This is a genomic window from Nocardia aegles (assembly GCF_052545135.1).
Genome location: NZ_JBQWRI010000004.1, coordinates 407,029 through 428,613, shown reverse-complemented (window position 1 = coordinate 428,613; position 21,585 = coordinate 407,029). Strand labels below are relative to the sequence as shown.

At 70.3% G+C, this 21,585-nt stretch carries 20 protein-coding genes; 14 read left to right on the top strand and 6 right to left on the bottom strand.

Translation table 11 applies throughout. The features are described 5' to 3' along the window. Positions 1 to 124: 124 nt before the first annotated feature. The 7 genes from aceE (at position 125) to ACT89H_RS15415 (ending at position 10,706) form a co-directional block, all read left to right on the top strand. Positions 125 to 3,067, top strand: a complete 2,943-nt coding sequence (gene aceE / locus ACT89H_RS15445) for a pyruvate dehydrogenase (acetyl-transferring), homodimeric type (RefSeq protein ID WP_498049532.1) — start codon at positions 125 to 127, stop codon at positions 3,065 to 3,067. An 11-nt stretch (positions 3,068 to 3,078) separates the two neighbouring features. Then, positions 3,079 to 4,413, top strand: a complete 1,335-nt coding sequence (locus ACT89H_RS15440) for a PucR family transcriptional regulator (RefSeq protein ID WP_445109276.1) — start codon at positions 3,079 to 3,081, stop codon at positions 4,411 to 4,413. Between the two features lie 128 nt (positions 4,414 to 4,541). After that, a complete protein-coding gene (locus tag ACT89H_RS15435; RefSeq protein ID WP_445109275.1) occupies positions 4,542 to 5,456 on the top strand; it encodes an ACP S-malonyltransferase in 915 nt (304 codons plus the stop codon). 122 nt (positions 5,457 to 5,578) lie between these two features. After that, the gene (gene acpM, locus ACT89H_RS15430) at positions 5,579 to 5,881 is read left to right on the top strand and encodes a meromycolate extension acyl carrier protein AcpM (RefSeq protein WP_445109274.1); all 303 of its coding nucleotides are present in this window, start codon (positions 5,579 to 5,581) and stop codon (positions 5,879 to 5,881) included. 10 nt (positions 5,882 to 5,891) lie between these two features. Next, positions 5,892 to 7,142 (top strand): KasA/KasB family beta-ketoacyl-ACP synthase, encoded by a 1,251-nt coding sequence (locus ACT89H_RS15425; RefSeq protein WP_445109273.1) that lies wholly within the window; start codon positions 5,892 to 5,894, stop codon positions 7,140 to 7,142. A 119-nt stretch (positions 7,143 to 7,261) separates the two neighbouring features. After that, positions 7,262 to 8,695, top strand: coding sequence for an acyl-CoA carboxylase subunit beta (locus ACT89H_RS15420; protein WP_445109272.1), 1,434 nt, complete (start codon positions 7,262 to 7,264; stop codon positions 8,693 to 8,695). 226 nt (positions 8,696 to 8,921) lie between these two features. Continuing rightward, entirely contained in the window at positions 8,922 to 10,706 is a 1,785-nt protein-coding gene (locus ACT89H_RS15415; RefSeq protein ID WP_445109271.1) for an Eco57I restriction-modification methylase domain-containing protein, read from the top strand. A 26-nt stretch (positions 10,707 to 10,732) separates the two neighbouring features. Here the strand turns inward: ACT89H_RS15415 and ACT89H_RS15410 are convergent, their stop codons facing one another. The 3 genes from ACT89H_RS15410 to ACT89H_RS15400 all read right to left on the bottom strand — a co-directional run bounded on the left by ACT89H_RS15410 (position 10,733) and on the right by ACT89H_RS15400 (position 12,587). Next, positions 10,733 to 11,356 carry a TetR/AcrR family transcriptional regulator gene (locus tag ACT89H_RS15410; RefSeq protein ID WP_445109270.1) on the bottom strand — a complete coding sequence of 208 codons (624 nt, stop codon included), beginning with the start codon at positions 11,354 to 11,356 and terminating at the stop codon, positions 10,733 to 10,735. A 364-nt stretch (positions 11,357 to 11,720) separates the two neighbouring features. Then, positions 11,721 to 11,906 (bottom strand): hypothetical protein, encoded by a 186-nt coding sequence (locus ACT89H_RS15405; protein WP_445109269.1) that lies wholly within the window; start codon positions 11,904 to 11,906, stop codon positions 11,721 to 11,723. Positions 11,907 to 12,071: 165 nt separating this feature from the next. Next, positions 12,072 to 12,587, bottom strand: a complete 516-nt coding sequence (locus ACT89H_RS15400) for a gamma carbonic anhydrase family protein (protein WP_445109268.1) — start codon at positions 12,585 to 12,587, stop codon at positions 12,072 to 12,074. On the opposite strand from ACT89H_RS15400, the gene ACT89H_RS15395 reads away from it, so the two are divergent. Continuing rightward, entirely contained in the window at positions 12,564 to 12,881 is a 318-nt protein-coding gene (locus ACT89H_RS15395; protein WP_445109267.1) for a hypothetical protein, read from the top strand. The genes ACT89H_RS15400 and ACT89H_RS15395 overlap by 24 nt on opposite strands. A gap of 130 nt (positions 12,882 to 13,011) precedes the next feature. After that, complete coding sequence (gene ald, locus ACT89H_RS15390) at positions 13,012 to 14,121, top strand: alanine dehydrogenase (protein WP_445109266.1); 1,110 nt, start codon at positions 13,012 to 13,014, stop codon at positions 14,119 to 14,121. Here ald and sigJ read toward each other — a convergent pair whose 3' ends face one another. Then, a complete protein-coding gene (gene sigJ / locus ACT89H_RS15385) occupies positions 14,122 to 15,081 on the bottom strand; it encodes an RNA polymerase sigma factor SigJ (RefSeq protein WP_445109265.1) in 960 nt (319 codons plus the stop codon). Positions 15,082 to 15,218: 137 nt separating this feature from the next. Here sigJ and ACT89H_RS15380 point away from each other — a divergent pair, with 137 nt between their 5' ends. After that, entirely contained in the window at positions 15,219 to 16,136 is a 918-nt protein-coding gene (locus tag ACT89H_RS15380; RefSeq protein ID WP_445109264.1) for a cobalamin biosynthesis protein, read from the top strand. A 110-nt stretch (positions 16,137 to 16,246) separates the two neighbouring features. On the opposite strand, the gene ACT89H_RS15375 is transcribed toward ACT89H_RS15380, so the two are convergent. Together ACT89H_RS15375 and ACT89H_RS15370 are read right to left on the bottom strand one after the other, a co-directional pair. Beyond that, positions 16,247 to 17,146 carry an SURF1 family cytochrome oxidase biogenesis protein gene (locus ACT89H_RS15375; protein WP_445109348.1) on the bottom strand — a complete coding sequence of 300 codons (900 nt, stop codon included), beginning with the start codon at positions 17,144 to 17,146 and terminating at the stop codon, positions 16,247 to 16,249. Next, positions 17,146 to 17,667: a low molecular weight protein-tyrosine-phosphatase gene (locus tag ACT89H_RS15370; RefSeq protein WP_445109263.1), complete on the bottom strand. Its 522-nt coding sequence runs from the start codon at positions 17,665 to 17,667 to the stop codon at positions 17,146 to 17,148. Before ACT89H_RS15370 ends, ACT89H_RS15375 begins: the two co-directional genes overlap by 1 nt. Before the next feature lie 44 nt (positions 17,668 to 17,711). Here ACT89H_RS15370 and cobC point away from each other — a divergent pair, with 44 nt between their 5' ends. From cobC to ACT89H_RS15350, 4 genes are all read left to right on the top strand, one after another. Next, positions 17,712 to 18,752: an Rv2231c family histidinol phosphate aminotransferase CobC gene (gene cobC, locus ACT89H_RS15365; RefSeq protein WP_445109262.1), complete on the top strand. Its 1,041-nt coding sequence runs from the start codon at positions 17,712 to 17,714 to the stop codon at positions 18,750 to 18,752. Between the two features lie 107 nt (positions 18,753 to 18,859). Beyond that, positions 18,860 to 19,981, top strand: a complete 1,122-nt coding sequence (locus ACT89H_RS15360) for a Nif3-like dinuclear metal center hexameric protein (RefSeq protein WP_445109261.1) — start codon at positions 18,860 to 18,862, stop codon at positions 19,979 to 19,981. Positions 19,982 to 20,104: 123 nt separating this feature from the next. Beyond that, positions 20,105 to 20,749: a hypothetical protein gene (locus tag ACT89H_RS15355; protein ID WP_445109260.1), complete on the top strand. Its 645-nt coding sequence runs from the start codon at positions 20,105 to 20,107 to the stop codon at positions 20,747 to 20,749. Between the two features lie 70 nt (positions 20,750 to 20,819). Then, positions 20,820 to 21,557, top strand: a complete 738-nt coding sequence (locus ACT89H_RS15350) for a zinc ribbon domain-containing protein (RefSeq protein WP_445109259.1) — start codon at positions 20,820 to 20,822, stop codon at positions 21,555 to 21,557. Positions 21,558 to 21,585: the final 28 nt, after the last annotated feature.

Genomic DNA, 21,585 nt, shown 5'->3' with positions numbered 1-21,585 from the left:
GATTTCCGGCTGACATGATGATTTGGGACGCGTCATCGGCAAGGATGGATGGTGCGCCCGAACCTTTCGTGAACGGGTGGTCCGCCAACCGGCGAACCAGCCCGGGGATACCGACGCCATCAGCATGTCCACCCCTGTACGAGGAGCAGATTTGACCGACCTGATCCACTCTGCCGCACCGGCGAAATCCGCCGGTACCAGCTCCGCTCCCGCGCCCGCCGCGAGCCACGATCCGAACGGGTCGCACGCGCCGCAGCCGGCCGGACGGGTGCGGGTGATCCGCGAAGGGGTGGCGTCCTACCTACCGGACATCGACCCGGAGGAAACCAGCGAATGGCTCGAGTCGTTCGATGAGATGCTCGACCGGGAGGGCCCCGGTCGCGCGCGTTACCTCATGCTCCGTCTGTTGGAGCGGGCCGGTGAACGTCGGGTCGCCATCCCGTCCTTGACCTCCACCGACTACGTCAACACCATTCCCACCGAGAACGAGCCGTGGTTCCCCGGCGACGAAGAGGTGGAACGCCGCTTCCGCGCCTGGATCCGCTGGAACGCCGCGATCATGGTGCATCGCGCCCAGCGTCCCGGCATCGGCGTCGGCGGCCACATCTCGACCTACGCGTCCTCGGCGGCGCTCTACGAAGTCGGCTTCAACCACTTCTTCCGCGGCAAGGACCATCCGGGCGGCGGTGACTCGATCTTCATCCAGGGCCACGCCTCGCCGGGCATCTACGCTCGCGCGTTCCTGGAGGGCAGGTTGTCGACCGATCAGCTCGACGGGTTCCGCCAGGAGTACAGCAACGGCGGCCCTGGCCACGGCCTGCCGTCCTATCCGCATCCGCGACTGCTGAACAACTTCTGGGAGTTCCCCACGGTGTCCATGGGCCTGGGCCCGATGAACGCCATCTACCAGGCGCGATTCAATCACTACCTGCACGATCGCGGCATCAAGGACACTTCCGACCAGCATGTGTGGGCGTTCCTCGGCGACGGCGAGATGGACGAGCCGGAGTCGCGCGGTCTCGCGCATGTCGCGGCCATGGAGGGTCTGGACAACCTGACCTTCGTCGTCAACTGCAACCTGCAGCGCCTGGACGGCCCGGTGCGTGGCAACGGCAAGATCATCCAGGAACTGGAGTCGTTCTTCCGGGGCGCGGGCTGGAACGTCATCAAGGTGATCTGGGGCCGGGAGTGGGACGCGCTGCTGGGCGCCGACCGCGACGGCGCGCTGGTGAACCTGATGAACAGCACCCCCGACGGTGACTACCAGACCTACAAGGCCAACGACGGCGCGTACGTCCGCGACCACTTCTTCGGGCGTGACCCGCGCACCAAGGCGCTGGTGCAGGACCTGTCCGACCAGGAGATCTGGAACCTCAAGCGCGGCGGCCACGACTACCGCAAGGTGTACGCCGCCTACGCCGCCGCGATGGCGCACAAGGGCCAGCCGACGGTGATCCTGGCCAAGACCATCAAGGGTTACACCCTCGGCAAGCACTTCGAGGGCCGCAACGCCACCCACCAGATGAAGAAGCTGACCCTGCAGGACCTCAAGGACTTCCGCGACCTGCAGCGGATTCCGATCAGCGACGCCGAGCTGGAGAAGGACCCGTATCTGCCCCCGTACTACCACCCCGGTATGGAGGCCCGCGAGATCCAGTACCTGCTCGACCGGCGCAAGGCGCTCGGCGGGTTCCTGCCCGAGCGGCGTGCCGCGGCCAAGCCGTTGAAGCTGCCCGGCGACGAGGCCTACCGCTCGGTCCGCAAGGGTTCCGGCAAGCAGAACGTCGCCACCACGATGGCCCTGGTCCGGCTGATGAAGGAGCTGCTGCGGGACAAGGAGATCGGCAAGCGGATCGTCCCGATCATCCCCGACGAGGCCCGCACCTTCGGTATGGACTCGTGGTTCCCTTCGTTGAAGATCTACAACCGCAACGGGCAGCTGTACACGTCCGTCGACGCGGAATTGATGCTCGCCTACAAAGAGAGCACCGTCGGGCAGATCCTGCACGAGGGCATCAACGAGGCCGGGTCGACGGCGTCGTTCACCGCGGCGGGTACCTCCTACGCCACGCACGGCGAGCCGATGATCCCGCTGTACATCTTCTACTCGATGTTCGGCTTCCAGCGCACCGGTGACGGACTGTGGGCGGCAGCCGACCAGCTCGCCCGCGGCTTCGTGCTCGGTGCGACCGCGGGACGCACCACGCTGACCGGTGAGGGCCTGCAGCACAACGACGGGCACTCGCTGCTGCTGGCTTCGACCAACCCGGCGGTGGTGACCTACGACCCGGCGTTCGCGTTCGAGATCGCCCACATCGTGCGCGACGGTCTGCGCCGCATGTACGGCGGCGGCGCCGCTCCGCAGGGCTCCGCGCCGCTGCCGGGCACCCATCCGCACGGCAGCCCCACCGAGTTCGGTGGCGAGGACGTCTTCTACTACATCACCCTGTACAACGAGCCGTACCCGCAGCCGGCCGAGCCGGAGGACCTCGATGTCGCCGGTCTGCTCAAGGGGCTCTACCTGTACAAGCGCGGGGGTGAGGGCGCGGTGCGCGCCCAGATCCTGGTCTCGGGCGTCACCGTGCCGGACGGTCTGCGTGCGCAGGCGCTGCTCGCGCAGGAATGGGGCGTGCAGGCGGACGTGTGGTCGGTGACCTCGTGGGGCGAGCTGCGCAAGGAGGCGCTGGACAAGGAGATCGCCGCACTGCGCGACCCGGGCAACGACCACGGCGTCCCGTACGTCACCGAGGCACTGTCGCGGGTCGATGGTCCGTACGTGGCCGCGACCGACTGGATGCGCGCGGTGCCCGACCAGGTCCGCAAGTGGGTGCCCGGCGACTTCACCACGCTCGGCACGGACGGTTTCGGCTTCTCCGACACCCGCCCGGCCGCGCGGCGGGTGTTCAACGTCGACGCGCAGTCCATCGTGGTCGCCGCGCTGGCCGGTCTCGGACGGACCGGCAAGATCGACCCCGGTAAGGCGGTGGAGGCGGCGGCGAAGTACGGCATCGCCGACGTGGACGCCGCGCCGAAGGCGGCGGTGAGTTCGGACGAAGACCTCGCGTAGCGGAATATTGGATGGTGGACCGTAAACCGCCGCGGCCGCGACGGATCTCCGAGGGCTCTGCCGAGCACGAGGTGTATCTGCCGACGGGCGCGCTCTCCCCGAACCGGCAGACCCGCGACCCCCTTCCGGACACGCTGCTCAAACGCGTGAAGCAGTTCTCCGGCCGCCTCTCCACCGAGGCGGTGGGGTCGATGCAGGATCGGTTGCCGTTCTTCGCCGATCTGGACGCCGCGCAGCGGGCCGGCGTGCAGATGCTGGTGCAGACCGCGGTGGTGAACTTCCTGGAATGGCTACAGGACCCCGACAGCGACATCCGGTTCAGCCTGGACGCCTTCCAAGTGATCCCACAGGATCTCGCGCGGCGGTTGACGCTGCGCCAGACGGTGGACATGGTTCGCGTCGCCATGGAGTTCTTCGAGCAGTGGTTGCCCGCTCTCGCGCGCAACGACCGGCAGCTGGTCGCCCTGACCGAGGCGGTGCTGCGGTACGGGCGTGAGCTCGGTTTCGCCGCCGCCTCGGTGTACGCCAGCGCCGCCGAGTCGCGCGGCGCGTGGGACACCCGGTTGGAGGCGCTCGTCGTCGACGCCGTGGTGCGCGGCGATACCGGCCCGGACATGCTCTCCCGGGCCGCGACGCTGAACTGGGACGCCACCGCACCCGCGACGGTGCTGGTGGGCACGCCGCCCGGCGAGCAGGGCGTCTCGTCGGTGGGGTCGGTGCATTCCATCGCGGCGCGGCACGGGCGGGCCGCGCTCGCGGTGGTGCAGGGCACCAGGCTGGTGATGGTGGTCTCCGGGCATCTGGGGGAGACCGGCCATATCTCCCCCTTCCTGGCCGATCTGCTCACCGAAGTGTTCTCCGACGGTCCGGTGGTGATCGGCCCGACCACCCGCACGCTGGGCGCGGCCCACGCCAGCGCGGTGGAAGCCCTGGCCGGGATGGAGGCCGTGGTGGGCTGGCGCGGGGCGCCGCGGCCGGTGCACGCGGCGGAATTGCTCCCGGAACGCGCTCTGTTGGGTGATCGAGCTGCGATCGACGCGCTGAACGAGTACCTTGTCCTACCGTTGGCCGCGGCAGGGTCGTCACTGGCCGACACTCTCGATGCCTATCTGGATTGCGGTGGCGCTGTCGAGACGTGCGCGCGTCAGCTGTACGTCCATCCAAATACGGTTCGGTATCGCCTCAAGCGGATCGCCGAGATCACCGGCCGTGATCCGATGAACCCGCGGGACGCGTATGTGCTCCGAATCGCCGCGACAGTGGGTCGTCTGACACGAACTCGTAACGAATCGTCAACTTCTGTCCCAGAAGTCACTTCGATCGCGTTGGGTCCCGAGGGCTTGTAACGCATCGCTGGAATCGGTCGATTCGGACAGCCCACGTGCTCTTTTGTGGGACCCCCACAAAACCGCTTCCGAACCTTCATTCGCGTCGACATCTCGTGCGGCCCGCCTCACAGTGTTTTCTTAGAGACGTGATCGCGTTGTTCGCCCCTGGACAGGGCTCTCAGACACCCGGCATGCTCGCGCCCTGGCTCGACCTTCCCGGCGCGGCTGAGCGCCTGACGCTGTGGTCCAAGGCTTCGGGCCTGGACCTGGTCCGTCTCGGTACCACCGCGACGGCCGAGGAGATCACCGACACCGCCGTGACCCAGCCACTGGTGGTCGCCGCGGCGCTGCTCGCGTACACGGAGATCGCGCAGGACGAGCTTCCCGCCGCTACCATCGTCGCCGGACATTCGGTCGGTGAACTCGCCGCCGCCGCGGTCGCCGGGGTCATCTCCGCCGACGACGCGGTCCGGTTGGCCGCCATCCGCGGAGCGGAGATGGCCAAGGCGTGCGCACTGGAGCCGACCGGCATGTCCGCGGTACTCGGCGGCGACGAAGCCGCCGTGCTCGAACGGCTGACCGAACTCGACCTCGTGCCGGCCAACCGCAACGCGGTGGGTCAGATCGTGGCCGCGGGCCGGTTGGACGCTCTCGCCGAGCTCGCCGCGAACCCGCCGGAGAAGGCCAGGGTTCGGGCGCTGCCCGTCGCGGGCGCGTTCCACACGGCGTTCATGGCGCCGGCGCAGGACGCTGTGACCGATGCCATAGCGAAGATCACGCCGAACGAGCCGACCAGGACCTTGCTGTCGAACTTCGACGGCAAGCCGGTCACGTCCGGACAGGACGCGATCGACAAGCTCGCCGCGCAGGTCACCCGGCCCGTTCGCTGGGATCTGTGCACCGAGACCGTCCGGCAGGCCGCCGTTTCGGCGGTGGCGGAACTGCCGCCGGCGGGCACCCTCGTCGGCATTGCCAAACGGGAACTGAAGGGCACGCCCACACTGGCCCTGAAAACCCCGCAAGACCTCCCCGCGTTGGCTGAGCCGACCGTGTCCGGCTAGCTTTCCTCCGCGACCACGCATCGCTCGATGCGAGGTCGTGACCGAGAAGCGGTAACCATTACCGCGCTCGATCCGAAAAAAACCAGTAGAGCCCTACAAAGTATCAAGAAGGGAGCCACGACGTGGCCGCTCTGACCCAGGAACAAATCGTCGAGGAACTCGGCAAGATCATCGAAGAGGTGACCGGCATCGAGCCCTCCGAGGTGACGCTCGAGAAGTCCTTCGTCGATGACCTGGACATCGACTCGCTGTCCATGGTCGAGATCGCGGTTCAGACCGAGGACAAGTACGGCGTGAAGATCCCCGACGAGGATCTGGCCAGCCTGAAGACGGTCGGCGACGCCGTCACCTACATCCAGAAGCTCGAGGCCGAGAACGCCGAGGCGGCGGCCGAGCTCAAGGCCAAGTTCGACAACGCCGAGTAGGGCCGACACTGTGACCACTCCTTCCACCTTGAACGGGAACTTCCCCAACGTCGTCGTAACCAGCCTTGCGGCGACCACGTCGATCGCGGGTGACGTCGATGCGACGTGGAAGGGACTCCTCAACGGCGAGAGCGGCATCGACGTTCTCGAGGATTCCTTCGTCGAGGAATACGACCTTCCGGTCCGCATCGGCGGTCACCTGAAGGTCCGGCCCGACACCCTGCTGTCTCGTGTCGAGTGTCGGCGCATGGCCTACGTCGAGCAGCTCGCGACCGTGCTCGGTCGCGAGGTCTGGCGGAACGCGGGCAGCCCGGAAGTCGACCCCGAGCGGCTGGGTGTGGCCATCGGCACCGGGTTGGGAGGCGGCGACGCCCTCATCGATTCCGTGGACAAGCTGAAGAACGGCGGCTACCGCAAGATTTCGCCGTTGGCTGTGCAGATGGTCATGCCGAACGGCCCGTCGGCCGTTGTCGGCCTCGAATTGAAGGCCAAGGCGGGAGTGGTCACTCCGGTCTCGGCGTGCTCGTCCGGCTCCGAGGCCATCGCCAATGCCTGGCGGATGATCGTCATGGGTGACGCGGACATGGTCGTCACCGGTGGCGTCGAGGGCTTCATCGACGCGGTGCCGATCGCGGCGTTCACCATGATGCGCGCCATGAGCACCCGCAACGACGACCCGAAGGGCGCCTCGCGTCCCTTCGATTCCGATCGCGACGGCTTCGTCTTCGGCGAGGCGGGCGCGCTGATGGTCATCGAGACCGAAGAGCACGCGAAGGCCAGGGGCGCGACCATCCACGCGCGCCTGCTCGGCGCGGGCATCACCTCCGACGGCTTCCACCTCGTCGCCCCCGATCCCACGGGTGACGGCGCCGCGCGGGCGATGACCAGGGCGATGCAGTCCGCGGGTCTGACCAAGAAGGACATCACGCACATCAACGCGCACGCGACCGCGACGCCGATCGGCGACACCGCCGAGGCGAACGCGATCAACAAAGCCGTGGGCAACCACGCCTCGGTGTACGCGCCCAAGTCGGCGCTCGGCCACTCGATCGGCGCCGTCGGCGCCCTGGAGTCCGTGCTCACCGTGCTCGCCATCCGCGACGGCATCGTTCCGCCGACGCTGAACCTGGACAACCAGGACCCGGAGATCGATCTCGACGTGGTGAAGGGCGAAGCCCGCCGTCAGGAGATCGAGTACGCGATCAACAACTCCTTCGGATTCGGTGGGCACAACGTAGCGCTCGCCTTCGGTCGGGCATAGCCGCGCGATCGACTGCACGACGATTCCGGCGGGGCCGGCCATCTTTGGCTCGGCCCCGCCGCGTTTCGACCTACGCAGCCGCGGCAGCGGCACACCCATCGAGGTCAGGAGACAACGCGATGACTATCATCGCTCCCGCGCTGCATCAAGAGACGGCGACCGACCCGCGCGATCCGCTCGGCCGGCTCCAGCGTTTCTTCGATCCCGGCACCATTCTTCCGCTACACCCGCGGGACAAGTCCGGCGTGCTCGCCGCCATCGGGGAGGTGGACGGCGTCCGCACTGTGGCCTACTGCTCCGACGCCACCGTCATGGGCGGCGCGATGGGCGTAGCGGGCTGCAAGCACATCGTCGACGCCATCGATACCGCCATCGACTCCGGTGTGCCGGTGGTCGGCCTGTGGCACTCCGGCGGCGCTCGCCTGGCCGAGGGCGTCGAGGCGCTGCACGCGGTCGGCCAGGTCTTCGAGGCCATGGTCCGCGCCTCCGGCCTGGTCCCGCAGATCTCCGTGGTGCTCGGCTTCGCGGCCGGCGGCGCCGCCTACGGCCCGGCGCTGACCGACATCGTGATCATGGCTCCGGAGGGCCGCGTCTTCGTGACCGGACCGGACGTGGTGCGCAGCGTGACCGGCGAGCAGGTGGACATGGCCACCTTGGGCGGGCCGGAGACGCACGGCAAGAAGTCCGGCGTCACCCACATCGTGGCCGACGACGAATCCGACGCGCTGCACCGCGCTCGCCGCCTGGTATCGATGTTCGCCGAGCAGGGCGAATTCGATCTGGTCGCGGCCGAGCACGGCGACGTGGATCTGAAGGCGATGCTGCCGGAGTCGGCCAAGCGCGCCTACGACGTGAAGCCGATCATCAACGAGCTGCTCGACAACGTCGACGGCGAGTCTTCCTTCGAGGAATTGCAGGGGCGCTACGCCCGCAGCATCGTCACCGGCCTGGGCCGTCTCGGCGGCCGCACCGTCGGCGTGCTGGCGAACAACCCGATCCGTCTCGGCGGCTGCCTGAACTCCGAGAGCGCGGAGAAGGCGGCGCGTTTCGTGCGGCTGTGCGACGCGTTCGGTATTCCGCTGATCGTGGTCACCGACGTTCCGGGTTACCTGCCGGGTGTCAGCCAGGAGTGGGAAGGCGTCGTGCGGCGCGGCGCGAAGCTGCTGCACGCGTTCGCCGAGGCGCGGGTTCCGTGGGTCACGCTGGTCACCAGGAAGATCTACGGCGGCGCCTACATCGCGATGAACGCCCGCTCGCTCGGCGCGACGGCGGTCTACGCCTGGCCGGGTTCCGAGGTGGCCGTCATGGGTGCCAAGGCCGCGGTCGGCATCCTGCACAAGAAGGCTCTCGCGGCCGCGCCGGAGGAGGAGCGCGAGGCGCTGCACGAGCGGCTCACCGCCGAGCACGAACGCATCGCGGGTGGTGTGGAGCGCGCCGTGGCCATCGGTGTCGTCGACCAGGTCATCGACCCGGCCAAGACCCGCAGCATCATCGCCGCGGCACTCGCCGCAGCCCCGGCCCGCGCCAGCCACCACAAGAACATTCCGCTCTGATCCACGCCCCGAGCGGGTCCCGGCACTTCCCGGGGCCCGCTGGCGTGTCCGGCGAGTACCGCGTCACCCTCGACGGGCTCGAATACGAGTTGTGCGGAAGGAAATCACCGCGCTCGAGGTCACCCCGGAACCGGGACCGGGCGAGTCGACCGCGACGCGCGCGCGGCGCACAGTTGTTGCCCGCGTTGCGCGCAACTGACGCGGACGCGCGAGGCAGAATCCCGATATGGCGTCCGACGCTCCCGCCGCGCGGGACCGCAAAAGGCACGGCAGGCATTACACACCGCCCGTGCTGGCCGAGTTCCTCGCACAACGGCTGCTGCGCCATGTCCAGCCGTCGGGCGCGGGCGTCCTGCGCGTGCTCGATCCCGCCTGCGGCGACGGCGAATTGCTGTTCGCGTTGCACCAGGAGGCCGCGGCCCGATTTCCCGGCATCCGTCTGGTGTCGACCGGCTACGACCTGGACGCAGGCGCGCTCGCGGTCGCCCGGGAGCGCGCCCACGCGGCGGGGATCGCCGCGCACTGGCGCAAGGCCGACTTCCTCGCGGTCGAGGCGCGGCTGGCGGACGGCTCGTTCGACGCGGTGATCACCAACCCGCCGTATGTGCGCACCCAGCAGTTGGGTGGCGCGACCGCGCAGCTGCTGAGCAAGCGGTTCGGTCTGCGCGGGCGGATCGACCTGACCCATCCGTTCGTGGCGACGTTGCCCCGGCTGCTGGCCACGGGAGGGGTGCTCGGCCTGCTGTGTGCCAATAGATTCCTGACCACCAAGGCGGGCGCGAACATCCGGCGGCTGCTGCTGACCGATCTGACCCCGGTCGAGCTGTACGACCTGGGGGACACCAAACTGTTCACCGCGGCCGTGCTGCCCGCGATCACCATCGCGCGCCGCGCCGGCCACGGCGACGGCTGCCGCTACGTTTCCGCCTACGAGGCCGGCGGCGAAACACCCGGTGCGAAGACGTTGTTCGATGCGCTGCTCGACCCGGGCGGCTCGATCGTCCAGTACAACGGCCGGACCTTCGCCGTGGAGGTCGGCAAGTTGGCGACGGGGTGCGGGCCGCCGGGGGCTTCCGGAGCCGGTCGGGGTCGCCCCGAGAGCTACACCGCGGTGGAACGAAGGACGCGCCGGGGCATGGTGCCCGACCCCGAGGCCGCGTGGCGGATGTCGCACGAGGCGATCGATTCCTGGCTGGCGCGGATAGCGGGGGCGACCTGGCGCAGTTTCGGTGACCTGGCGCGCATCCGGGTCGGCATCAAGACAACCGCCGACCACGTGTTCATCTCCGACCGCTGGGCGCAGGCCGACCCGTGTCCGGAAGGCGAACTGCTGCTGGATCTGATCACCCATCACGACCTCGCGCCGTGGCGGGCCACGCGCGCCCGCGACGTTCGCGTGCTGTATCCCTACGATCTGGCCCGTACCCGCCGCACGCCGATCGATCTGGGCGAATACCCCGGCGCTGCCGCGTATCTGCGGTCACATCACCAGACGCTGGCCGGGCGCCGCTATGTCGTCGACAGCGGCCGCGACTGGTACGAGATCTGGGTTCCGCAGCGCCCGCACCTGTGGCGGCAGCCGAAGCTGGTCTTCCCGGATATCAGTGACCGTCCGCGTTTCGCGCTGGACGGTTCGGGCGCGGTGGTCAACGGCGACTGTTACTGGATCTCGCTGCCCGATCTGGCCGCCGCGCCCGCCGAGGCGACGCGTTTGGCATATCTGCTGATGGGCGTGGCCAATTCGGCGCTCGGATTGCGGTTCTACGACCTGGTCTGCGGCAATCGGCTGTACTCGGGCAGGCGGCGGTGGATCACCCAGTACGTGTCACGGCTGCCGGTGCCCGATCCGGCGGCGGCGCGGTCGGCGGGTGTCATCGAGCTGGTGCGCGAGTTGGTGGCGGGCCGGGCGGCGGATCCGGCGGCGCAGGCGGAACTGGACGAGCGGGTGGCCGCCGCGTTCGGCGTCGGATTACGCGTACCTCCGCCTTCGCTGCGGCCATACGCGGGCTGAAGACGGACTGCGTCCGACCGCACTCATCAGGCGCTCGCCCGGACACCGACCATCGGCAGCAGCGTGCGGCGGGCGAACTCGCGCGCCGCGTGCTGATCGCTGACCGGGATCAGGCCGTCGGGGGTGAGCGCGAGCGACAGCGCGAGCCGGGCCATGATCTCGGCGACCAGATCGGCGTCGACGTCGTGCGTGTCACCGGCATCCCGCAGCTCGCGCAGCTTCTCGGCCAGGTAGTCGCGGCCGACGGCGAGGATCGGTCCGGCCTCGGTGGTCAACCGGGGGAGGATCAGGTCGGGCTCGGTCCGCAGCAGCCGGCGCAGCAGTTCGTTGCCCGCGATGGCGCTGATGAACGCGACGAAGATCTCGACCAGCTGATCGTCGTTGCCCGAGACGGTGCGCACCTGCTTTTCGATCGCGGCGACGAAGCGCTGGGCCTCCCGGACGCTGACCGCCTCGACGAGGTCGTTCTTGGATTCGTAGCGCCGGTACAGCGTGGCCGGACTGATACCGGCGCGGCGAGCGATCTCGCCCATGCTGGTCCGCTTGATGCCGAAGTCCAGAAATGCCGAGAGCGCGCTTTCCAGGAGCTTTTCGCCGTCGGCGACCGGCTTCGCGAGGATGCGCTGCAACATGGGCGAGATGGTTGGCATCGGAACTCCAGTGGGTTCGGCGCGGTCGCCGGGCCGTGGCCGGGTGGGCGCGGCATCGTGACGGTGCGGACGGGAACGTCCATTATTTCATCGGCCGAGCGCGGCGGGGCGCTCTCCGGGGCGGGCTCGGGCGTCTGGCGGTGGCACTGGCGACCGGGCGGACGATGTCGCGAAACCTTGCGCCGCATCGCACCGAGGGACTGTGCGCCTGCGCCGGATCGACCGGCCGGCAACCGGCATGAGTCCGGCGTCGACGGCACTGGATCGGCACGTCGCGGCCGGATTCGTCACGGCCGGATTCGCCACGGCCGGATTCGCCACGGTCACCGCGGCATAGTGATCCGCGGTGACCGTGACGTCGGAGTCATCGGCGCGGCAGATCCAGCTCGGCCATTTCCTTCTCGATCGCGTTCGCGGCGAAATCCACACCGCGCGAACGTAATTCATGAACCCGGCGCTGGAGTGCTTCGACTCCGCCGGGCTGGGCCGCGATGTCGGCGACGCTGATCCGGCCCCTGGGCCCGTGCCCACCCGACTGCACGTACGACACCGTGATACCTCCTGCCTGCACGCTCGCCCACCCACCGACCCGGGTGGGTTAACCACTGCGCTGGAGTCGCACGACAACCGTGTCGACAGGAGAGCCCGGGTCGCCGGGCACGCTGCTGAATGCTATCAGCGATCCCTGAGGGGCACTTGAATGGTGTGGCCTGTCTCACACCTCATTCGCTGTGCGATGTCGGGTTGTATTTGCTAAGTAGACAGTCGCATTCAGGCGAATGCCATCTTGCTCCTCGGCGCCGAGTTCCCGGCGCACCTTGCCCGGTACGCCCGCCACGAGCGAACCGGGCGGGATCCGCGCGCCTTCCGGGATCAGCGCGTTGGCCGCGATCAGGCTGCCGGGCCCGATCACGGCGCCGTTGAGGATGGTGGCGCCCATGCCGACCAGCACGTCGTCGCCGACCGTGCACCCGTGCAGAATCGCGTTGTGCCCTACCGAGACCCCCACGCCGACGGTCAGCGGAAAGCCGGGATCGGCGTGCAGCACGCAGCCGTCCTGGATATTGCTGCGCGCGCCGACCGCGATGGTCTCCAGGTCGCCGCGCAGCACGGCGCTGTACCAGACGCTGACCTCGGCGCCGAGCCGCACGCGGCCGATCACGGTGGCGTTGGGCGCGATCCACGCGCTCTCATCGATCTCCGGCGCATGCTCGCCCAGCTGAATCCGCATGGCGACGAACTTAGCGTGCGGCAGATCGTCGAGCGGATCGGCCGCATCGACATCGCCGTGCTCAACGTGGGCGCCGCGAACGTCGGCCGCTTCGGCGACACCGACGTCACCCTGAACGCGCGCACCGCGCTGCAGGCGGCCGAAGCGCTCGGTGACGCGGTGCTCGTCCCGGTCCACGCCGAAGGCTGGGCGCACTTCAGCGAGACGCTCGACTATCTGGGCCATGTCTTCCGTTACGGCGGCCGTGCCGAGCAGTTGCGGATACCACCGCTGGGCCGCGCCACCACCGTGTGAGACGGGCCGTCCGCGCGTAACTGGACAACGTGCCGAGAAACTCGCCGGCAGTACGGCGGGCGGGTGGTCGTCGTGCGCGCTCGGCGCGTCGGTCGTGGCGCCGACCCCGGCCCGGGGCGACGATGGCGGTATGAGGATCGGAGTTCCACGGGAGGTAAAGGATCAAGAGTTCCGGGTAGCCCTGACGCCTGCGGGCGCCGGGGAACTGGCCGGGCAGGGACACGACGTACTGGTGCAGGCGGGCGCGGGCGTCGGATCGGGATTCCCCGACGCCGACTACGCCGCGGTAGGGGCCCGCCTGGTCCCGGACGCCGACCAGGTGTGGCGGGAAGCCGAACTGGTGCTGAAGGTGAAGGAGCCGATCGCGCAGGAGTACGCGCGAATGCGCCGTGGGCAGGTGCTGTTCACCTTCCTGCACTTGGCCGCGTCGCGCGACTGCACCGACGCGGTGCTGCGCTCGGGCATCACGGCCATCGCCTACGAGATGGTGCGCGCCGCCGACGGGTCGCTGCCCCTGCTGGCTCCGATGAGCGAGATCGCGGGCAAGCTCGGCGCCCAGGTCGGCGCGTATCACCTGATGGCGCCGCTCGGTGGCGCCGGACTGCTGCCCGGCGGCGTCCCCGGCGTGCGCCCGGCCGAAGTCGTGGTGCTCGGCGGCGGTGTCGCGGGGTCGAACGCGGCGGCGGTCGCCGTCGGAATGGGCGCGCGCGTCAGCGTGCTGGACACCAATCTCACTCGGTTGCGGGAACTCGACGCCCGCTTCGACGGGCGGATCGCCACCGTCGCGTCGAACGCCACGGAGGTCAGGCGCGCGGTGCTGTCGGCCGATCTGGTGATCGGCGCGGTGCTGGTTCCCGGCGCGCGTGCGCCGGAGCTGGTCTCCGACGAACTGGTCGGCGGTATGCGCCCCGGCGCGGTGCTGGTGGACATCTCCATCGACCAGGGTGGCTGCTTCGCCTCGGCACACCCGACGACGCACGCGAATCCGACCTTCCGGGTGGCGGACGCACTGTTCTACTGCGTCGCCAACATGCCGGGCGCGGTGCCGCACACCTCGACGATCGCGCTCACCAACGCGACCCTGCCCTACGTGCGGGCGATCGCCGAACTCGGCTGGCGGGAGGCGTGCGCCAGGCACCCCGATCTCGCGCACGGGCTCACCGCGGACGCCGGGCGGCTGCTGTCAGCGGAAGTCGCGGCCGCGCACGGGTATTCGCGGCCCCTCGGCGTCGCGGGCTGACTACTCCCGCTCGGTGCGGCCCCCGCCCAGATACCAGTCGGGTGCGCCGGTGGTGGGTAGGTCGCGCAGCTTGTCCGGGTTGCGGACCACGTCGATCGCGACGATGCGACCGTCGTCGACGGTGAAGGAGAAGACGCCCGTATGGGTGCCGTCGAAGACCACCAGTCCGGGCCGGCCGTTGACCAGTACCGCGCGGCCCCAGCCGCCCACCGCGGACGGCGCGTGGTACCAGCCGAGCAGCAGTCGGGCCACGAGCTCGGCGCCGTGCGCCGGCCGCCGGATCGCGGGCACCTTGCCGCCGCCGTCGGCGGTGAGGCTGACGTTCGTGTCGAGGACGCCGAGCAGGGCGCCGAGGTCGCCGGAACGCCAGGCCAGCGCGAAGGCCGACACCACCTTCTTCTGCTCGTCGGGGGACGCGGGGAAGCGCGGGGTGCCCTGCTCGACGTGTTTGCGTGCCCGGGAAGCCAGCTGGCGGACCGCGGCCGGGGTGCGGCCGACCACCTCGGCGACCTCGGGGCCGCTCATACCGAAGACGTCCTGGAGCACGAACGCGGTGCGTTCGGCAGGCGAGAGCGACTCGAGCACGACCAGCAGCGCGGTGGTGACCCGCTCGTCCTGGGCGATCCGGTCGGCGGGATCGTCCCAGCTGGTCACCTCCGGCTCGGGCAGCCATTCGCCGACGTACTGTTCGCGGCGCACACGGGCGGAGCCGAGGTGGTCGAGGGCGAGCCGGCCGGTGACGGTGGACAGCCATGCCCGCAGGTTGTCGATCGCACCGGCGGCGCCCGTCTCGTAGTGCCGCTGCAACCGCAGCCAGGCCTCCTGCACGACGTCGTCGGCGTCGCTGAGACTGCCCAAGGTGCTGTAGGCGAGCCTGCGCAGATACGGGCGGTGCTCCTCGAACCGCCGAGCCAGCTCGGCCTGGTCGAGGTGCTCGGGAGAAGGCTGCTCGGAAGTCACGTCTGTTCGCCGTTCGTCGTTCGGCCCCCGCCGGGGCGCGCCCATGGATGCGTCACCGGGTCGACGACCCAGTGGCGCGGAGTGTGACACGGGCGGGCCGTGCGGGTAGGTCGGCGCCCGCCCGATAGGGTCGCCGGGTGCAGAAGGGGACCGCCACCGCGCTCGGGTTGTTGCTCGGATTCGCGCTCGATCGAGCGTTCGGTGATCCGCGCAGATGGCACCCGGTGGCCGGATTCGGTTCGGCGGTGGCGGCCCTGGAGGCGGTGACCTATGCCGACCGGCGCGCAGCCGGGCTGGTGCACGAGGCGCTGGCTGTCGGCGCGGTGGTCGGACTCGGCGTGGCCGTGCGCCGCGGCGGCGTGGCCGCGACCGCCGCCGCGACCTGGACCGTGCTCGGAGGCCGAAGTCTGGCGCGCACCGGGCGGCGGATGGCCCACCACCTGGCGGGCGGCGATCTCGAAGGCGCTCGCGCGCTGCTGCCCTCGTTGTGCGGCCGCGACCCGCGGGCACTCGACGGGGACGGTCTCGCCCGTGCGGCTCTGGAGTCCATCGCCGAGAACACCTCCGACGCGGCCGTCGCCCCGCTGGTGTGGGGAGCGGTGGCGGGCATTCCGGGTCTGCTCGGGTATCGCGCGGTCAACACGCTGGACGCGATGATCGGCTACCGCAACGACCGCTACCGGCGGTTCGGCTGGGCGGCGGCGCGCGTCGACGACGCGGCCAACCTGATCCCGGCGCGGGTCACCGGTGTGCTCACCGCCGTGCTCGCCCCCACGATCGGAGGCAGACCCGCCGCCGCCCTGGCCGCGTGGCGCCGGGACGCCGCCGCGCATCCCAGCCCCAACGCGGGCGTGGCCGAGGCGTCGATGGCCGGGGCACTGGGCGTCCGGCTGGGTGGCCGCACCGAGTACCCGCACGGCGTGGAGATGCGCCCGACCCTCGGTGACGGCCCGGCTCCGACCGTGCACGACCTGCGCCGCGCCGTTCGGCTCTCCGAGGCCGTGCAGCTCACCGCCACCCTGCTCGCCGCCGCTGTGGCCGCGACCAGGCGCTGACCGGTTCGCCCCACCAGGCCGCCGTGGCGGTCGTCCGGCACCCGGAACAGCCTCAGCGGCCCGCCCGGCGTGGAGTCGCCGTGGGGTGCGGGAACTGCCCGCCGCACGGGTCAACCGCGACCGCGGCCGTAGCGGTCGGCGAGGCGGGCTTCCGTGGTCGGTGCGGTGGGCGTAGTCGGTGCGGTCGCGGCGGTCGGCTCACGCCGCGGGACGGCGGGAGACGTCGCGCGGGGTGGTTCGGCGGCGGCGCCCTTCTCTTTTCTTCTCTCCCGGATTTCCGCGTAGACGAAATAGCCGAGGCCGAGCGGCGCCATGATGCCGAATGCCAGCCATTGCAGGCCGTAGGAAAGATAGGGACCCGCGTCGAGTTGGGGGAGCGGCGTGGGAGTGAACGCGCCCGGCTGGTTCTCGCTCAGCTGCAAATAGCCGCCACGCTCGCCCCCGGTGGGCACCGGCGTCAGGGACTGCCGCAGGACCGCCGTCTCCTGGGTGGTGTCGATGGAATACACCTGGCGGAAGCCGTCCTGGACGCTCGGGTCCTTGCCGGGCGTGACGCCTTCGGACATGCGGATCCTGGCCTCGATGCGTTGCGTCCCGGCGGGGGGCTCGGGGATCTGCGGCGGGCGCGTCCCGTCGACCGCCGACACCAGCCCGCGATCGACGAGCAGCACGCGACCGTCGGCCAAGCGGAATGTCGAGAGCACCGCGTATCCCGGAGCGCCGTCGAGGTGGCGCAGCCGCACCAGCACCGTCGAGTCCGGCACGTAACTGCCGGACGCGGTGACGCGCCGCCACTCGGTGTGCTCGCTTCCGGTGCCGGCGAGCACCGTGCCGACATCGACGGGCTCGGCCCGCACCGAATCGGCGATCAATTGGTTGCGATGCGACGTGGCCGTGTTCTTGCCGAGCTGCCACGGCGCGAGCACGGTGAAGCACAGGTAGGCGAACGCGGCGACCAGCACCGCCAGGATCAGCCAACTGGGGCGCAACAGGAAGGCGAGCCTGCGCATCACGGTCGCTCGTCGGCGACGAGGCGCGGATCGGGCGGATCGGCGGCGGCCAGTTCGCCGCGCACCCAGTCGAGCAGGCCGGGGACGGCGGCCTCGATCTGGGCACGCACGAGTTCGAAGTCCGCCGCGTCGCCGTAGTAGGGGTCGGCCACGTCCTGACCGTCGGCATCCGGGTCGAAGGCGCGCAGCAGCCGCAGCCGCTCGGCCGGGATGCCGAGGCGGGCCAAGTCCCGCTGGTGGGAGCGGTCCAAGGCGATCACCAGGTCGGCGTCGCTGTGCTCGGCGCCGAACACGGCGGCGACATGCCCGGTCGGGTAGCCGTATTTGCGCAGGGTGGCACTGGTGCGCGGGTCCGCGTCGTCGCCCACGTGCCAGGAACCGGTGCCCGCGCTGCTCACCCGCACCCGGTGGGCCAGCCCGGCCCGGTACAGGTGCGAGGCGAAGATCTTCTCCGCCATCGGAGAGCGGCAGATGTTGCCGGTACAGACGAACGAGACGTGCAACTGGCCCACGCCTGCCATTCTGGCCGGTCCGGCCGAACGACCGCCACGTAGGGTGTGATCTCGTGGCCGAGGACACCGTCGATCGCGCGAAACTGCGTCACCACGGCGACGTGGACGCCCGTGCGGGCATGCTCGATTTCGCGGTGAACGTCCAGGGCGCCGCACCCCCGGAATGGCTGCGGCGGCGCTTGGCCGCGCGCCTGTCCGATCTGGGGCGTTATCCGAGCGCCGAGGATGCCGAGGCGGCTCGCCGCGCGGTGGCGGCCCGACACGGCCGCGTCCCAGGGGAGGTGTTGTTGCTGGCCGGCGCTGCGGAAGGCTTCGCCATGCTGCCCCGCCTCGCGCCGCGGTCGGCCGCGGTGTTGCATCCGTCGTTCACCGAGCCGGAACTCGCGCTGCGGGAGGCGGGTGTCCCCGTCACCCGGGTGGTGCTGACACCGCCCTATCGGCTCGATCCCGCCGCGGTGCCTGCCGAGGCCGACCTGGTGGTGCTCGGGAACCCCACCAACCCGACCTCGGTACTCCACCCGGCCGCCGCCATCCGCGCCTTGCGCAGGCCGGGGCGCGTCGTCGTGGTCGACGAGGCCTTCGCCGACGCGGTGGCCGGTGAACCGGAGTCCCTCGCCGCCGACCCCGCGCCCGACCTGCTCGTCCTGCGCAGCCTCACCAAGACGTGGGCGCTGGCGGGGCTGCGCTGCGGCTACTTCCTCGGCGCGCCCGAGGTGCTGGCGCGTCTCGGCCACGGGCGCCCGCACTGGCCGCTGGGCACCCTGCAACTGGAGGCGATCACCGCCACCGCGAGCCCGGCCGCCGTGGCCGAGTCCGAGCGCCGTGCCGAAACGCTCGCCGTGCACCGTGCCGCGATGGTCGAGCGCCTGACCGGCCTCGGCGTGGCGGTCCACACCCCGGCCGCGGGACCGTTCTTGTTATTGCGGGTCCCGGATGGCGAATTGCTGCGTAAACACCTGGCCGCCGTGGGAATCGCGGTCCGGCGCGCGGACACGTTCCCCGGCCTGGGCCCGGACCACCTGCGCGTCGCGGTCCGTGGTACGGCGGAGGTGGATCGGTTGGTCGCCGCTATCCGCTCGGCGGATCTCCGGTGAGCGCCAGGCGACGACCGCGATCAGGCGAGCGCGCGAAGCCGTGCCGGCACGTCCGGCAGCGAACCCAGTAATGCACAGTGCAGGACCGAAGCGAAGGAAGGTGGACGATGACCACGCTCGCGGATCTCATCGGGGCGCTCGACGCGGCCTACCCGCCCGCGCTGGCCGAGCCGTGGGACTCGGTCGGCCTGGTCTGCGGTGACCCGGCCGAAGAGCTGACCCGGGTGCTGTTCGCGGTCGACGCGACCGCCGCGGTCGTCGAGGAGGCGATCGACTGGCGCGCGCAAGCGCTGGTGGTGCACCACCCGCTGCTGCTGCGCGGGGTCGACACCGTCGCGGCGAGCACGCCGAAAGGCGCGCTGCTGCACCGGCTGATCCGGTCCGGCTGCGCACTGTTCACCGCGCATACGAACGCCGACTCCGCGGATCCCGGCGTCTCCGATGCGCTCGCCGCGGCCATCGGTCTCACGGTGACCGGCCCACTGGACGCGAAACCGGAAGCGGCCGTGGATAACTGGGTGATCCAGGTGCCGCGCACGCACACCGACGCGGTGCTCGCCGCGCTTTTCGCCGCCGGTGCGGGCGCGAGTGGGCACTGCTGCGACCGTGCGCTGCGAGTGCCCGCGACAGGACAATTCCGTCCGATCGCAGCAGCAGCCCCGGATCGTGGCTCGCTGACCGAACTGCGGTACGTCGAGGAGGACCTGGTCGAAGTGGCCGCCCCGTCCGCCGCGCGCTCGGCCGTGCTCGCCGCGCTGCGGGCCGCGCATCCCGGCGACGACCCGGCATACCACATCGGCGAACGCGCCCAGCTGCCCTCCTCGCTCGGCATCGGCCGGGTCGGCACCCTGCCGCAACCGGAATCGTTGCGCGCCTTCGCCGATCGGGTGGCCCGCGCCCTCCCGCCCACCGTGTGGGGCGTGCGCGCCGCGGGCGACCCGGACCGCACCGTCTATATGGTCGCGGTGTGCGGTGGCGCGGGCGACTCCTACCTGAGCAGGGCCACCGGGCTGGGCGTCGATGTGTATCTCACCTCCGACCTGCGCCACCACCCGGTCGACGAACACCTGCGCAAAGGCGGTCCCGCCGTGGTCGACGCCGCGCACTGGGCGACCGAATTCCCTTGGTGCGCGCAGGCGGAAGCGGTCGTGCGAACCACCCTGCCCGGCGTGGAGACCAGGGTTTCCACGTTGCGTACCGACCCGTGGACGGTACGCGCGCCCGGCTGAGCGTCCGAAGTCGTTGTCCCGGCGACACACTGGCGACGGCGTGTCGGGGCGTGTCCGTTGCGCGCCGGAACGGATCGGGCGTTTCGGGTGAATCGAGTAGTTCGCGCGGGGTACAACTACCGCATGAACTTCCCGGTGGATGTCGGGCTCGTGCAGATCGGGCTGATCCTGCTGCTGGTCGTCGGTGTGGCGCTGATCATCTCCGGTCTGATCGCAGTCCGCCGGGTGGGGATGCGGCCGCTGCTCGTGCGCGGAACGGGCGGGCTCGCGCTGCTGCTGGTCGCCGCCGTGCTGCTGTGGATCGCGACCCTGCTGCAGACCTATCTCGGATTGACCGGCGAGATCAAAGCGGCGCACGTGGTGGCCAAGCCGGTGGCGGGACAGCAACACCTGCTCGACGTCGACCTCACCCTGTACGGCGACGACCACCACTCCGAACAGCGCCTCACCCACCGGGTCGAAGGCGATATGTGGGTGCTGCAAGCGGGCATCGTCGAGTTGCAGCCGTGGGTCAACGCGCTGGGCTTCCACTCCGGCTATCGGATCAGCCGCCTGTACGGCCAGCGCCTCGACGGCGTCGCGACCCAGCAGAACCAGATCTTCCTCAACGACGGCGACCGCGACTTCTTCGCCGACATGCGCGAGGGCCGGTGGTGGACCCACCCCTTCGTGCGCTCCGCATACGGCAACGCGGTGATCGCGGTGCCCGGCGAATACGACGTCTACATCTCCCGCGACGCCATCAAAACCCGCACCGTCGGCGGCTGACGCCGGTCCGCCGATCCGGCGGGGTACGGTTGAACACCAGTCCCGTCCACCCGTCAGGAGTTTGTCCGCGTTGAATGTCGAACCCCCGATCCAGGCCGAGTTGCTGCGGCTCGCCGCCGTCGACGCCGAGCTGACCCGGATCGCGCACCGGCGCACGGTGCTGCCCGAGCAGCAGGAGGTGACGCGGCTGGAGGCCGAGCGCAACGCGCACTCCGATGCCGCGGTGGCCGTCGAGATCGTGCTCGACGACCTCGATCGCGACATTCGCAAGCTGGAGGGCGAGGTCGAGGCGGTGCGCAAGCGCGAGGAGCGCGACAAAGGTCTGCTCACCGCGGGAACGGTGAACGCCAAACAGCTTTCGGAGATCCAGCACGAGCTGGGCAGTCTGGAGCGCCGCCGCTCCGTGCTGGAGGACGAGCTGCTCGAGGTGATGGAGCGGCGTGAGGCCTCGGCCGCCGATCACGAGCACGCGGGCGCGCGGTTGAGCAAGACCGACGACGAACTCGCCGCCGCCAGGCGACAGCGCGACGAGGCGCTCGCGGACCTGGACGTGGCACAGACCCGCTGCGAGAACGATCGCGCGGGCGTGGTCGCGAAGCTGCCCGGCGAACTGCTGGCCGTCTACGACCGTCAGCGGGAACAGCACGGCGTCGGCGCCGCCCTGTTGCAGGCGCGCCGCTGCGGCGCGTGCCGCATCGAACTCGATCGCGGCGAGATCGCCCGTATCGCCAAGACCGCCCCCGACGTGGTGGTGCGCTGCCCGGAGTGTGGCGCGGTGCTGGTCCGGACCAAGGAATCGGGGCTGTGAGCTCGCCGCGACCGGTTGCCCGGGAAGT

Excerpts from the sequence above, each read along its gene's own strand:
- ACT89H_RS15395 (WP_445109267.1), top strand. The coding sequence starts at position 12,564 with ATGCTCGCCCAGCTGAATCCGCATGGCGACGAACTTAGCGTGCGGCAG.
- ACT89H_RS15440 (WP_445109276.1), top strand. The coding sequence starts at position 3,079 with ATGGTGGACCGTAAACCGCCGCGGCCGCGACGGATCTCCGAGGGCTCT.
- ACT89H_RS15375 (WP_445109348.1), bottom strand. The coding sequence starts at position 17,146 with ATGCGCAGGCTCGCCTTCCTGTTGCGCCCCAGTTGGCTGATCCTGGCG.
- ACT89H_RS15360 (WP_445109261.1), top strand. The coding sequence starts at position 18,860 with ATGACCACGCTCGCGGATCTCATCGGGGCGCTCGACGCGGCCTACCCG.
- ACT89H_RS15370 (WP_445109263.1), bottom strand. The coding sequence starts at position 17,667 with ATGGCAGGCGTGGGCCAGTTGCACGTCTCGTTCGTCTGTACCGGCAAC.
- ACT89H_RS15400 (WP_445109268.1), bottom strand. The coding sequence starts at position 12,587 with ATGCGGATTCAGCTGGGCGAGCATGCGCCGGAGATCGATGAGAGCGCG.
- ACT89H_RS15415 (WP_445109271.1), top strand. The coding sequence starts at position 8,922 with ATGGCGTCCGACGCTCCCGCCGCGCGGGACCGCAAAAGGCACGGCAGG.
- aceE (WP_498049532.1), top strand. The coding sequence starts at position 125 with ATGTCCACCCCTGTACGAGGAGCAGATTTGACCGACCTGATCCACTCT.
- ald (WP_445109266.1), top strand. The coding sequence starts at position 13,012 with ATGAGGATCGGAGTTCCACGGGAGGTAAAGGATCAAGAGTTCCGGGTA.
- ACT89H_RS15410 (WP_445109270.1), bottom strand. The coding sequence starts at position 11,356 with ATGCCAACCATCTCGCCCATGTTGCAGCGCATCCTCGCGAAGCCGGTC.
- ACT89H_RS15355 (WP_445109260.1), top strand. The coding sequence starts at position 20,105 with ATGAACTTCCCGGTGGATGTCGGGCTCGTGCAGATCGGGCTGATCCTG.
- ACT89H_RS15420 (WP_445109272.1), top strand. The coding sequence starts at position 7,262 with ATGACTATCATCGCTCCCGCGCTGCATCAAGAGACGGCGACCGACCCG.